The sequence below is a fragment of the Micromonospora jinlongensis genome (genome assembly GCF_013410645.1).
Classification (GTDB): Bacteria; Actinomycetota; Actinomycetes; order Mycobacteriales; family Micromonosporaceae; genus Micromonospora; species Micromonospora zamorensis.
This window is the reverse complement of sequence record NZ_JACCHK010000001.1, coordinates 1-12,593: the sequence shown is the minus strand read 5'-3', so window position 1 is coordinate 12,593 and position 12,593 is coordinate 1. Positions and strand designations below refer to the sequence as shown.

Genomic DNA, 12,593 nt, shown 5'->3' with positions numbered 1-12,593 from the left:
GACAGTTGACCAGCCGACGGGCCCGGGAGGGGCCGGCACCCGGCCGACGTACAGTTCTGCCCCGTGTTGGACGTGATCGGCCTGACCTCGGCTGAAGAGGAGCTCTACCGCTGCCTGCTACAGCTCACGGTGGCGCGCGTCGACGACCTGGTCGCTCGTCTGCAACGCCCCCGTGAGCAGGTCGTCGCCCAGGTCGAGGCCCTGCGCGCCAAGGGTCTGGTGCAGCCCACCGACACCGACCCCGACGCGCCACTGCGCCCGACCGCCCCGGATGTCGCCCTCGGCGGGGCGCTGCTGCGTCGTCAGGAGGACCTGGAGGCGGCCCGCCGCCGGGTCACCCAACTGGCCGAGGAGTACCGGTCCGGGCTACGCCGGCACCACGTGGACCACCTCGTCGAGGTGATCACCGGCGCCCGGGTCCTGCGGGACCGTTTGCGCGATCTGCAGAATGCGGCGCGTACCGAGGTGCTCTGGTTCTGCCGGGCCAACCCCCTGGCGATGGCCGGCCCGGAGAACGTCGAGGAGTTCGACGCGCTGGCCCGCGGGGTGACCTACCGGGCCATCTACGAGCGTGACCTGCTGCTGGAACCGGGCGCGCTGGCCGACCTGGCCAAGGGCGTCGCCGCCGGCGAGCAGGCCCGGGTGCTGGACCGGCTGCCGGTCCGACTGGCCATCGTGGACGCCAGCACCGCCATCTGCCCGTTGGTGCCTGACCGCGACGGTGGGGAGCCGAGCGCCGCCGTGATCGGTCGCAGTCAACTGCTCGACGCCCTGCTCGCCCTCTTCGAGAGCCACTGGCGGGTGGCCACCCGACTGCGGCTCGACGACCCCCTCACCGTCGCGGCGGCCGAGAACCGGCGGCCGGACCCCGAGGACCACCCGAGCGACGGTTACCAGCCGGATGCCGACGAGGCACGGCTGTTGTCGCTGTTCGTGGCCGGCGTACCGGACAAGTCCATCGCCTCCCAGCTCGGCGTGAGCCGGCGGACCGTGCAGCGGCGGATCGCCGACCTGATGGCCGCCGCCGGCGTGGACACCCGGCCCGGGCTGGCGTTCCAGGTCGCCCGACGCGGCTGGCTCTGACGCCGGAGGGGCCCACCGTCGGAAAACGGTGGACCCCTCCGGCGGGTGGGCGGGACGGCGTGACCGCCCCGCCCTCCCGGATCAGCGCAGCCCGTACGCCTGGAGCACCGTCTGGTCGACGGTGTTCCCGGCCCGGTCGGCGGCGTGCACCCGCAACGACACCGTTCCCCGGCCAGCGGGCACGGTCGTGGTGTACCGGGTGCCCGATCCTCTGGTGGGGGCGTTCCGCCAGCTGACGCCCCCGTCGAAGGAGACCTGCACCCGGACGCTGGTGCCGGTCGGCGCGGCCACCCCGGCCGGCTGGCGCAGGGTCACCCCCAGCTGGTGGGGGCGGTTGCCGCGTACCGTGCCGAGCAGGTCGGCCGGCACCTGGTAGTCCACCTGCAACAGCGACAACGGTTTGGCGTCGCCCGTCGGTCGGGCCGAGGTGAACTCCCAGGCCGTGTCGGTCCGGGTGCCGTAGCGCCACTCGGCCGAGGACCGCTTCGTCGTCAGGTCCAGTCGGTAGCGGGCCCGCTGCGCCGTGGTGGGCACCGGGGCCCACCCGCCGGACAGGTCGGCGATCTGCTTCCCGTCCCGGCTGACCCGCGCCTCGACGGTGTCCGACTCCTCACTGTTCCCGGCGACGCTGTAGTGGCCGTCCGCGTCGACGAACTCCGGCACCCGCAGGTCCAGGCTGTCACCGGTACGCGTGGGCACCGGCGCCCCGCTGGCCGGTACGGCCGGCCGGATCACCGGGGCGTGCCAGGTCTCGGTCTCCCGGTCGTCGGCGTCGTAGCGCCGGGGCTCCTCGGTCAGGCCGCCGGTCAACTGCCCCCACTGCATGAACATGAGCTTGTGCTGGACCCGGTGCTGCCACCAGTTGTCCCCGGCACTGACGAACTCCTGCCGGGTGGTGCCGGTGCGGACCATGCGCTGGTCGTCGTTCCAGGAGTACTCCTGCCACGGACGCCAGCCGAACCGCTCCTCGCTGGCCCAAGCGGCACCCGTGTCGCCGTAGCTCGCGGTCACCTCGGCCGTGTTCTTCGCGGTCACGGTGTGCACGATGCGCTCCGGCACCCGGCCCTTCGACACCTGCCACACGTCATACAGGTACGGGCTGTCCACGGTGAGCGTCAGGTCGAGCGTCGCCCGGCCCTTGCGCGCCGCTGCGATCAACCGCTGCCCGTCGTCGTACGCGACCACCATCGACGGGATCGGCAGCCGGTCCCCGATCGGGCGCCACACCGTCCACGCCGAGAAGTCCGCCGGCCGAACGATCAGCACCATTGCGGCGCCAGCGGCCGCCGCGGCGGCAACCTGCTCGTCCTCGGAACGGTCCGGGTCGGTGGCGAGCAGCGCCGCGGCGCCCCGCACCCGGGTCAGCTCGGCGGGCGTCCCGGTGCCGGCCCAGACCAGGGGCAGCTTGCGCCGGCCGGTCGGTGCCGGTGACGTACCCAGCAGGTTGATGTCCAGTGGAGCGGGCACCCCGCTGACCTTCGCGTCCACCATCGGTGCGACGAGCTGCCAGCGCGAGGCGAACTCGAACTCACCCTGGCGCACCTGGCGGGTCGGCGTGACGTTGACCTGCTGCACGGTGCTGTAGGCCATCACGCCGTGGTCGATCTGCCGGCCGTTGGCCAACACCCGGTGCACGTAGTAGCTGAGCGTGGCCCGCTGCTCGCTGGGCTTCGGTGTCTCGATCCGCACCGGTGTGCCCTTGCGCGCGTCGAGGACCACTGTCAGGTCCCGGTCGACGACCAGCTCCGGCTCGACGGCCTCGGTCAACTGCTCATCCAGGGGAGCGCCGTGCTCGATCATCGCGGTCAGCAGGTAGGTGCCCTCCTCGACCTGGAGGGTGCCCTCGCCCGGCCACCAGCCCCAGAAGTCCGACTCGGTCTGCTCACCGAAGAGGGTCAACCCCGGCGAGAGGGTCAGCTGACCCTGCCGGTCCAACACCTTGATGGTGACCTGGTGCAACGGGCCGCTGACGGTGAGCCCGACCGGCGTGCGCACGGCGACGCCGTCCGTACCGGTCGCCACCAGCCAGCCACCGTGCGGGCCCCGGGCCAGCTTCGCCGGGTCGGCACGCAGCGGCACGGCGACGCTTCCGCCCGCCGGCACTGTCACCGCGCCGGAGGCCACCGAGACCCCGTCGGTCTCGGCCGCGCCGCTGTCCAGGTTGCGCAGCTCCAGGACCGGCCGCAGGGTCTGCGCGACCTTCGTGCCGTTGGTGTACGTCACGGTCCGCTCGACCGGCGCGGTGCCGGTCTGGATCCGTCCGAAGTCAGCGGTGGCCGAGGCGTACACCTGCTGCTTGAGCGCCCGAGCCACGTCGACCCGGCCGCCACCCTGCTCGAAGACGGTCAGCGCCGGGTTGGCCTTCGTGGTGCTCACCAGCGCGTCCTTGAGCGTCCCGGCGGCCCAGTCCGGGTGTTCCTGGGCGAGGATCGCCGCCGCGCCGGCCACGTGCGGAGTGGCCATCGAGGTCCCGGACGCGGTCGTGTAGGCGTCGCCCACCGGCGTACCCATTGTGGTGCCGGCGGCCCGCGCGGCGACGATCCCGACGCCCGGGGCGGTGATCTCCGGCTTGAGTCCGTTGTCGCCGAGTCGCGGACCACGGCTGGAGAACTCCGCCAGGTTGTCGGCGCGGTCGACCGCGCCGACGGTGAGCGCCGCCGCGGCCGCGCCCGGCGAACCGACGGTACGCGCCTCGCCCGCGTTGCCGGCGGCGACCACGAAGAGCGCGCCGGTCTCGGCGGTCAGGTCGTTGACGGCCTGGCTCATCGGGTCGGTGCCGTCGGTCGGATCGCCGCCGAGGCTCATGCTGACGACCTTCGCGCCGGAGTGGGCGGCCCACTCCATGCCGGCGATGATGGACGAGTCGTAGCCGGAGCCACCGTCGTCGAGCACCTTGCCGACCAGCAGCCGCGCGCCGGGCGCAACACCCTTGCGCAGCCCCGCGGACGCGTTGCCACTGCCGGCGATGGTGGCCGCGACGTGCGTGCCATGGCCGTGACCGTCACGGGCGCTGCCGCTGGCGGAGAAGTCCCGCGCCTCGGCGATCCGTCCGGCCAGGTCGGGGTGGGTGGCGTCGACGCCGGTGTCCAGGACGGCCACCGTCACGCCAGTGCCGTCCCGGCCGGCCGCCCAGGCCTGCGGGGCGCCGATCTGCGGCACGCTGTGCTCCAGCGTCGGGCGGACCTTCCCGTCCAGCCAGATCCGGGCGATGCCGCCGCCCAACCGGGGCGCGGCGGCCGTGGTCCGGGTGGTCGGCGTGCCGGCGAGCGTGCTCCACAGGCCGCCGAGGTCACCCTTGCCGACCCGCAGCGCCGCGCCGTTGATGCTCTCCAGGGGGCGGGCGTCCGCGGCGACGGCGAGCGGCCGGACCCGGCCGGCGGCCGGCTCCTGGTAGCGCACGATCAGCGGCAGGTTGCCCTGCGCGGCGTCGCCGTAGCCGTCGGCGGCCAACTTCTGCACGTCGAACAGCTTGGCGTCGAGAACCCCGCTGGAGACGTAGGGCAGGGCGTCGCTGGGAAGCACCCGCAGCGCGCCGTCGACCTCCATGGTCTGGAACACGATCCGCTCGCGCCCGGGTCCCGGGCGGACGGTGGCGGCGACCCGGCCAGGTGCGGCCCGCACCAGGTCGACCTGGTCGCCGGTGATCAGCGTGAGACGAACGGGCGCGGCGCCCGGGACGGGTGTGCCCGCCGTCGGGCCGGTGGGCCGGGCGGGCGGGTCGGCGGACGCCGGTGCGGCGAGGCCGACCACCAACGCGCCGACCGCACCGACGGCGAGCCAGCGTGGGGACCAGTGCATGCGATGTGCTCCTCTACTCCTCCAGGCCCGCCATCCGTAGATGAGGGCCGATCGGAGTCTGCGTCGGAGCCTGTCACCAGGTCACTAGTCATCAGCCGCCGCAGCGGCGACATGTCGTCAGGTGGACAACCGACCTCCACCGACCGTATGCGCCACGGTCACCGGCGGCTGCCGCGCCAACCGTGCACGGGCAGAGCGAACTTGGCGACCAGCCGGTCGGTGAACGGGCGGGGCCGCAACCGCACGATGCGCACCGGCAGGGCGCCCCGACGCACCGTCACCCGGGCACCGGGCGGCAGGTCGTAGACCCGACGCCCGTCGCAGGAGAGCACCGCGAGGGTGGTGAACGGGTCAACGGTGATCACGAAGGTGGACGTCGGGGCCGTGACCAGCGGGCGGCTGAACAACGCGTGCGCGCTGATCGGCACCAGCAGCAACGCCTCCACCTCCGGCCAGACCACCGGGCCACCACCTGAGAACGCGTACGCGGTGGAGCCGGTGGGCGTGGCGCAGACGACACCGTCACAGCCGTAGCGGGACAGCGGGCGCCCGTCCACGTCGACGAGCAGTTCGAGCATCTGGGCCCGCTCGCCCTTCTCGATGCTGATCTCGTTGAGCGCCCAGGACTCGATGGTCGGCCCACCGTCGAACTCGGCGGTGACGTCCAGGGTGAGCCGCTCGTCGACCGTGTAGTTGCGACTGACGACGTCCCGCACCGCGACGTCCAGGTCGTCGATCTCCGCCTCGGCCAGGAAACCGACCTTGCCGAGGTTGATGCCGAGCAGCGGCACCTTCGCCGGGCGGGCCAGCTCGGCGGCACGCAGGAAGGTGCCGTCGCCCCCGAGCGCGAAGACGATCTCGGCGCCCTCGGCGGCCTGCTGGCCGGCGACCGGCACCACGCCGGGCAGGTCCAGGTCGTCGGCCTCGTCGGCGACCACCCGTACCTCGAAACCCGCGGCGATCAGGTCGGCCGCGACCGACCGGGCGTGCTCGGTGCTACGCCGACGGCCGGTGTGCGTCACCAGCAGCGCGGTCCGGCTCATCGGGCCACCCGCCCGACCGGGCGGCGGTGCGCCACCGTCGCACCGGCACAACCGTGTGTCGTGCCAGTGCCCTCGCTGCGCGCGTTCACCCTGCGACCTCCTCCGCCGCCGCCACGTCCGGCACGTCGCCGGCCGTCGTCGGGCCATCCGGCCCAGCCGCCACCACGGCCCGCACCCGTTGCGGGTCGGCCGGCGGTGCGCCCCGGCGCAACCATACGAAGAACTCCACGTTGCCGCTCGGCCCGGGCAGCGGGCTGGCCGCCACGTCCGCCAACCCGAGACCGAGCCGCTCGGCCGCCGCGGCCACGTCCAGCACCGCTTCGGCGCGCAGCTCCGGATCGCGCACCACACCACCGGCGCCGACCCGGTCCTTGCCGACCTCGAACTGCGGCTTCACCATCAACGCCAGGTCACCGTCGTCGCGGGTGCAGCCGGCCAGCGCCGGCAGCACCAGCCGCAGCGAGATGAACGACAGGTCGGCCACCGTGAGGTCGACAGGCCCGCCGATCGTCTCGGCGTCGAGGGTACGAACATTGGTGCGTTCCAGGACGCGCACCCGCTCGTTCGTGCGCAGCGGCCAGGCGAGCTGCCCGTAGCCGACGTCCACGGCCACCACCTCGGCGGCGTCGGCGCGCAGCAGCACGTCGGTGAAGCCACCGGTGGAGGCGCCGGCGTCCAGGCAGCGCCGTCCGGCGACGCGCAGCCCACCGGCGCCGAACGCGGCCAGCGCGCCGGCGAGCTTGTGCCCGCCCCGGGAGACGTACTCCTCGGCCGGGTCCGCACCGGTCACCAGGAGGGGATCGGCGGGGTCGACCATCGCGGCGGCCTTGCGCGCGACCACCCCGCGCAGCTGGACCCGGCCGGCCTCCACCAACGCGGCGGCCTGCTCCCGGGAGCGGGCCAGACCGCGGCGGACGAGTTCGGCGTCCAGCCGGTTACGACGTGCCATGGGTGGTTCTCCGGTCTCCTCAGCCCTGGTCGTCCGGCTCAGGTCTGGTCGATGGTGGCGAGGGTTTCCCGCAGCGTCTCGTAGGCCGCTTCGTACTGCGCGATCTGGTCGGCCGGGGCGAGCGTCGCCGCATTGGTCATGGCCTGCACGGCGGCGTCCACCGCCGGGTGCCGCGCCTCGTCGTCCCCGACGTCCAGCAGCGGCCCGGGGCGGGCGCCCGCGGGAGGGCCGGGTCGGGCGCCTGCGGGAGGGCCGGGTCGGGCGGCGAACGACCCGCCAGCCGGCGGACCGGGCCGGGCCGGGAGCGACCCGCCCGTCGGCGGATGGGGCCGGCTCATTCGGCGGCGTCCGGCGGCTGCGGACGGGCCGCCTTCTTGGCCGGCATGACCGCCGGGGTCGGGGTGTCGTCGTCGGTCCGGCTGATCGTCGCCGGCGGCTTCCTCGCGATGGCCTTCTTGGCTATCGCCTTCTTCGCCACGGCCTTCTTTGCCACGGGCTTCTTCGCCACGGCCTTCTCGGCCGTCGGCGCGGAGACCGGGGCACCGGCCGGGCCGTCGGACGGCACGAGACGGTCGCCGGGCGGCGCGGCGAGGGTCGGATCGGGTTGCTCCCGGGGGCCGGCGGTCGGCGCGTGCGCCGGCTCGACGGCACGCGCCTCGCGGAGTTGCCGCTCCAGGTCGTGCACCCGTCGGGTCAGCTCGGCCACCTCGTCGGCGGTGGCCAGCCCGACCGCGCCGAGGGCCCGGTCGACCTCGAAGCGGACCAGCTTGGTCAGCGCCTCCCGGTTGGCGGCGCCGGTGGTGACCAGTTCCTCGCCGAGCGCCTGGAGTTGGGCGGCGGTCGCGCCGCCGGAGCCGACGAGGCGACGTGCCACGTCCTGGGCCTTCTTCCGGGGCGCCTCCGCGAGGCCCATGGCCAGTTCGAGGTAGGCGCGCCACGCGTCCTGCATGCCTGAGTCCTTCCACGGGGCGGGGTGTGCAGGTGTCACGCTACCGGGCACCCCGGACCGTGCCGTGCGGTACGGTGCCGAGGACGGCGTGGCGATCAGCGAGGGGGAGATGTGGCCAGCGTGGACGAGTGCCGGCAGGCATTGCAGGAGCTGGCCGCCCGGCTGGACCGCAACGCGGAGACGGTGCGCGAACGGATCGACCTGGACCGGACGCTGGCCTGCCGGATCACCGACCTGGACACCGCGTTCCACGGCCGGATCACCGGCGGTCGGCTGGTCGAGTTGACCGACGGCGACGACCCCAAAGCCAAGATCGCGCTGAGCACGTCCAGCGACGACCTGCTCGCCCTGGTCCGCGGCGACCTCGACGTCACCAGCGCGGTGACCTCCCGCCGGGTGTCGATCAAGGCCAACCCGTTCGACCTGCTGAAGCTGCGCAAACTGCTCTGACGAACCCGTTCGCCCGACCCGGTCAGGCAGTGGCGGTCAGACCGAAGCTCTCCAGCGTGTGGGCCGCGTCCGGGCCGATCGGGCGGATCTTCGGCAGCGCCGGCTCCGACGTCGACCAGGCCACCGCGCAGAGCGCGGCCAACGCATCCAGCGGACGACCCGACCCGGCCAGTTCCAGCAGCCCGTCGCGGTCGGTCACGGACCAGCCGCCGGCGTCCGCCGGGCCCGGGACCCGCACGGCGGCAGCCGGGTCGAAGAGCCCCGCCAGGTCCCTCGCGACGTACGTGGGACGCCGCCGCGGTTCGGCGGCCAGCAGATCCGGTACGCCGCTGACGCCGGTGAGCACCAGCAGGCTGTCCAGGTCGGCACGCCGGGCGCCCTCGATGTCGGTGTCCAGTCGGTCGCCCACCACCAGGCTCCGGCCACCGCCCGCGCGCCGGGCGGCGGTCTCGAACAGCGCCGACTCCGGCTTGCCGACCACCACGTCGGGGTCCCGCTCCAACGCCGTACGCAGCACGGCCACCAGCGACCCGTTGCCGGGCAGCGGTCCCCGCCCACTGGGCAGGGTCCGGTCGGTGTTCGTGGCGATCCAGAGCGCCCCGTCCCGCACAGCGACCGAGGCCTCGGCCAGTTCGGCCCAGCCGACCTGCGGCCCGTACCCCTGCACCACAGCGGCCGGGTTCTCGTCGGCCTTGGTGACCGGGGTCAGGCCGACCGCACGCAGTTCGGCGCGCAGGGCCTCCGCGCCGACCACCAGCACCGGCGCGCCGGCGGGTAGCCGGTCCCGCAACAGTTCGGCCGAGGCCGCGGCGGAGGTGAGCACCTCCTCCGGTCGAGCCGGCACGCCCATCCCGGTGAGCAGGTCGGCGACCTCGCTGGAGCGCCGGGAGGCGTTGTTGGTGGCGTACGCCACCGCCCGCCCCTCGTCGTGCAGCCGGGCCACCGCCTCGACGGCGCCGGGGATCGGCCGGTCGATCAGGTAGATCACGCCGTCCAGGTCGAAGACGACCAGGGTGTACCCGTCGACCAGCCGCTCCCCCGCACCCGCGCTCACCGCTGCGTCGGCTCCGACTCGTCACCCCGGGCGGGGGTGGTGTCGTCGGCGTTCACCGCGTCGCCGGACGTCACGCTGCCGTCGGCAGCGGTGTCGCCGTTGCCGGCCTCGTCCGGGTGACGGTCCTCGTCCTCGTCGACGGAATCCTCGTCGTCGTCAGGGCGGCCGACAGCACCGTCCTGCTCGTCGTCGTCGAAGTCCTCGTCTTCGTCGTCGTCCTCGCGGTCGTCGTCGTCCTCGCGGTCGTCGCCGTCCTCGTCGCGGTCGTCGTCGTCCTCGTCGCGGTCGTCGTCGTCCTCGTCGCGGTCGTCGTCGTCCTCGTCGCGGTCGTCGCCGGTCAGGTCGGCGTCCGGCTGGGCCGGAACCGCGCCCGGAGTGCCCGGGCCTGCGGCGATCTCCTCAGCGGCCTCGTCCTCGTCGTCGCCCTCAATGACCACGCCGTCGAGTTCCAGCAGCCGCTCGGCGGCGTCGGTCTCGCCCTCGGTGTCCACGTCGGCCGCACGGGAGAACCACTCGCGGGCTTCCTCGCGCCGGCCCACGGCGAGCAGCGCATCGGCGTACGCGTACCGCAGCCGAGCCGTCCACGGCACCGTGGCCTCACTGGTGAGGTCCGGGACCTGGAGCATCGCGACCGCGGCGTCCTTCTGCCCGAGGTCACCCCGAGCGCCCGCGGCGACGATGAGCAACTCGATCGCGACGGCCTGGTCCAACTTCTCCCGGTCGGCGCCACGGAACAGGTCGATGGCCCGCTCCGGGCGGCCAAGAGCCCGCTCACAGTCCGCGAGCACGGCCAGGTGGCTCTGCAGACCACTCATCCGGTGGTACGTGCGCAGCTCGGCGATCGCCGACTGCCACTCCCCCGCGTGGTACGCGGCGAGGCCGACCGCCTCACGGACCGCCGAGATGCGCGACGCGAGCCGCCGGGCAGCCAGCGCGTGCGCCAACGCCTCGGCCGGGTCCTCGTCGATCAGCTGACCGGTCGCGACCAGGTGCCGGGCCACCGTCTCGGCGACCGGCTTGTTCAACGAGAGCAGCTCAGCGCGAACGTCCTTGTCGAGGTCGGTCGCGACGATGTCGTCCGGCAGCGCCGGGCCAGAGCTACGCCCACCCTCGTACGACTCGGAGCCGCCAGCGCGGTCGTCGCGGCGGAACTCGCCCTCACGACGCGGCCGGTCGTCGGCCCGGGGAGCACCCGTCCGGTCGCCGCCACGGTAGCCACCCTCGCGGTCGCCGCCACGGTAGCCACCACCCTCACGCGGCCCGCTCGGCCGAGAGCTGTCACGGAAGCCGCCCTCGCGGGGAGCGCCACGGAAACCACCTTCGCGAGGCGCACCGCCCTCACGACGGTCACCACCTCGGAAGCCACTCTCACGGCGGTCACCGCCACGGGGACCACCGTCGCGGTCGCCGCCACGGAAGCCGCCCTCGCGGGGCGCGCCGCCGTCACGCGGTCCACTCGGCCGGTCACCGCCGCGGAAACCGCCCTCACGACGCTCACCGCCGCGGAAACCACCGTCACGGTCGCCGCCCCGGTAACCGCCCTCACGCGGAGCACTGGAACGCGAGCCGTCCCGGTCGCCACCACGGAAACCACCTTCACGACGGTCACCGCCCCGGAAACCACCGTCGCGGTCGCCGCCACGGAAGCCGCCCTCGCGGGGCGCGCCGCCGTCACGCGGTCCACTCGGCCGGTCACCGCCGCGGAAACCACCCTCACGACGGTCGCCACCGCGGAAACCACCGTCACGGTCGCCACCACGGAAGCCGCCCTCACGCGGAGCACTGGAACGCGAGCCGTCCCGGTCGCCACCACGGAAACCACCCTCACGACGGTCACCGCCACGGAAACCACCGTCACGGTCGCCACCACGGAAACCGCCCTCACGACGGTCGCCACCACGGAAACCACCGTCGCGATCGCCGCCACGGAAGCCACCGTCGCGGTCGCCGCCACGGAAGCCACCCTCACGGGGCGCGCCGCCGTCACGCGGTCCACTCGGCCGGTCACCGCCGCGGAAACCACCCTCACGACGGTCACTGCCACGGAAGCCGCCGCCCTCGCGGGGGGCACCAGGCCGGGAACCTTCGCGGAAGCCACCCTCACGACGGTCGCCGCCACGGAAGCCACCCTCGCGGTCACCACCAGGGAAGCCGCCCTCACGGGACGGACCGGAGCGGGTGCGGTCGCCACCCTGATAGCCGCCCTCGCGGCGGTCGCCACCACGGAAGCCACCGTCGCGGTCACCACCACGGAAGCCGCCCTCGCGCGGGCCGCTGGAACGCGAGCCGTCACGGTCGCCGCCACGGAAGCCACCCTCACGGGGAGCACCGGAACGCGAGCCATCGCGGTCGCCGCCTCGGTAACCACCCTCACGCGGGCCGCTGGAACGCGAAGCGTCACGGTCGCCACCGCGGAACCCACCCTCACGGCGGTCACCACCCCGGAAGCCGCCTTCACGGGGAGCACCGGAACGCGAACCGTCGCGGTCGCCGCCTCGGTAACCACCCTCGCGGGGGCCGCTGGAGCGCGAAGCATCACGGTCACCACCGCGGAAGCCACCCTCACGACGGTCGCCGCCGCGGAAGCCACCCTCACGGGGAGCACCGGAGCGCGAACCGTCGCGGTCACCGCCACGGTAACCACCCTCACGGGGGGCACTGGAACGCGAACCGTCGCGGTCGCCGCCACGGTAACCACCCTCGCGGGGGGCGCTGGAGCGCGAGCTGTCCCGGTCGCCGCCACGGGAACCAGAGTCGCGGCCGCCGGCGTAGCCGCCGCGGGCGCCACCAGCGTTGTCACGGTCTCCCCGGTACGGGGGCCGGTCTCGGTCATCGCGGCGCGGGCCGCGGTCGCGTCCGCCCGCGCCGTCAGTACGGTCTTCGTAGCGACGGGGACGGTCTCCGCCCTGCGGTCCTGAACTCACAGGTACATCCTTCCTGATTGCGCCACCAATGGCGCTACGCAGTCGAGGGCCGACCCGGATGGGGCGGCCCTCGACTGGAAGATTGTCCGGCGGCGTCCTACTCTCCCACACCCTCACGAGTGCAGTACCATCGGCGCTGGAGGGCTTAGCTTCCGGGTTCGGAATGTAACCGGGCGTTTCCCCTCCGCCATGACCGCCGTAACTCTATCGACATGTCAAACAACACCAACACCAACAATGTGTGGTCTGTTGTTCGTTTATCGAGAGTTGCACAGTGGACGCGTAGCAGCTTAGTAGTCAAGTCCTCGGCCTATTAGTACCGGTCAACTGAACCCGTTACCGG

10 protein-coding genes and 1 rRNA gene are annotated in these 12,593 nt (G+C 73.6%); 3 read left to right on the top strand and 8 right to left on the bottom strand.

Annotated elements, in window-relative coordinates:
* Positions 1–63: 63 nt before the first annotated feature.
* Entirely contained in the window at positions 64–1,083 is a 1,020-nt protein-coding gene (locus HNR22_RS00060) for a helix-turn-helix domain-containing protein (RefSeq protein ID WP_179778432.1), read from the top strand.
* An 81-nt stretch (positions 1,084–1,164) separates the two neighbouring features.
* Here HNR22_RS00060 and HNR22_RS00055 read toward each other — a convergent pair whose 3' ends face one another.
* The 5 genes from HNR22_RS00055 to HNR22_RS00035 all read right to left on the bottom strand — a co-directional run bounded on the left by HNR22_RS00055 (position 1,165) and on the right by HNR22_RS00035 (position 7,822).
* Positions 1,165–4,881, bottom strand: a complete 3,717-nt coding sequence (locus HNR22_RS00055; RefSeq protein WP_179778431.1) for a S8 family serine peptidase — start codon at positions 4,879–4,881, stop codon at positions 1,165–1,167.
* Positions 4,882–5,039: 158 nt separating this feature from the next.
* Positions 5,040–5,924, bottom strand: a complete 885-nt coding sequence (locus HNR22_RS00050) for an NAD kinase (protein WP_088947520.1) — start codon at positions 5,922–5,924, stop codon at positions 5,040–5,042.
* 85 nt (positions 5,925–6,009) lie between these two features.
* The gene (locus HNR22_RS00045) at positions 6,010–6,873 is read right to left on the bottom strand and encodes a TlyA family RNA methyltransferase (RefSeq protein WP_179778430.1); all 864 of its coding nucleotides are present in this window, start codon (positions 6,871–6,873) and stop codon (positions 6,010–6,012) included.
* Between the two features lie 38 nt (positions 6,874–6,911).
* A complete protein-coding gene (locus tag HNR22_RS00040) occupies positions 6,912–7,211 on the bottom strand; it encodes a hypothetical protein (protein WP_179778429.1) in 300 nt (99 codons plus the stop codon).
* The gene (locus HNR22_RS00035) at positions 7,208–7,822 is read right to left on the bottom strand and encodes a phasin family protein (RefSeq protein ID WP_179778428.1); all 615 of its coding nucleotides are present in this window, start codon (positions 7,820–7,822) and stop codon (positions 7,208–7,210) included. Before HNR22_RS00035 ends, HNR22_RS00040 begins: the two co-directional genes overlap by 4 nt.
* A gap of 111 nt (positions 7,823–7,933) precedes the next feature.
* Here HNR22_RS00035 and HNR22_RS00030 point away from each other — a divergent pair, with 111 nt between their 5' ends.
* Positions 7,934–8,272, top strand: coding sequence for an SCP2 sterol-binding domain-containing protein (locus HNR22_RS00030; protein WP_088947517.1), 339 nt, complete (start codon positions 7,934–7,936; stop codon positions 8,270–8,272).
* Positions 8,273–8,294: 22 nt separating this feature from the next.
* Here the strand turns inward: HNR22_RS00030 and HNR22_RS00025 are convergent, their stop codons facing one another.
* Both HNR22_RS00025 and HNR22_RS00020 read right to left on the bottom strand, forming a co-directional pair.
* Positions 8,295–9,326, bottom strand: coding sequence for an HAD-IIA family hydrolase (locus tag HNR22_RS00025; protein ID WP_179778427.1), 1,032 nt, complete (start codon positions 9,324–9,326; stop codon positions 8,295–8,297).
* Positions 9,323–10,327, bottom strand: a complete 1,005-nt coding sequence (locus HNR22_RS00020; RefSeq protein WP_343060023.1) for a tetratricopeptide repeat protein — start codon at positions 10,325–10,327, stop codon at positions 9,323–9,325. The genes HNR22_RS00025 and HNR22_RS00020 overlap by 4 nt, the downstream gene beginning before the upstream one ends.
* On the opposite strand from HNR22_RS00020, the gene HNR22_RS00015 reads away from it, so the two are divergent.
* Positions 10,316–12,244: a hypothetical protein gene (locus HNR22_RS00015; protein WP_179778420.1), complete on the top strand. Its 1,929-nt coding sequence runs from the start codon at positions 10,316–10,318 to the stop codon at positions 12,242–12,244. The genes HNR22_RS00020 and HNR22_RS00015 overlap by 12 nt on opposite strands.
* A gap of 90 nt (positions 12,245–12,334) precedes the next feature.
* Here HNR22_RS00015 and rrf read toward each other — a convergent pair.
* Positions 12,335–12,451, bottom strand: a 5S ribosomal RNA gene (gene rrf, locus HNR22_RS00010).
* Between the last annotated feature and the right edge of the window lie 142 nt (positions 12,452–12,593).

Coding starts and splice junctions, on each gene's coding strand:
- HNR22_RS00040 (WP_179778429.1), bottom strand. CDS start 7,211: ATGAGCCGGCCCCATCCGCCGACGGGCGGGTCGCTCCCGGCCCGGCCC.
- HNR22_RS00055 (WP_179778431.1), bottom strand. CDS start 4,881: ATGCACTGGTCCCCACGCTGGCTCGCCGTCGGTGCGGTCGGCGCGTTG.
- HNR22_RS00045 (WP_179778430.1), bottom strand. CDS start 6,873: ATGGCACGTCGTAACCGGCTGGACGCCGAACTCGTCCGCCGCGGTCTG.
- HNR22_RS00035 (WP_179778428.1), bottom strand. CDS start 7,822: ATGCAGGACGCGTGGCGCGCCTACCTCGAACTGGCCATGGGCCTCGCG.
- HNR22_RS00050 (WP_088947520.1), bottom strand. CDS start 5,924: ATGAGCCGGACCGCGCTGCTGGTGACGCACACCGGCCGTCGGCGTAGC.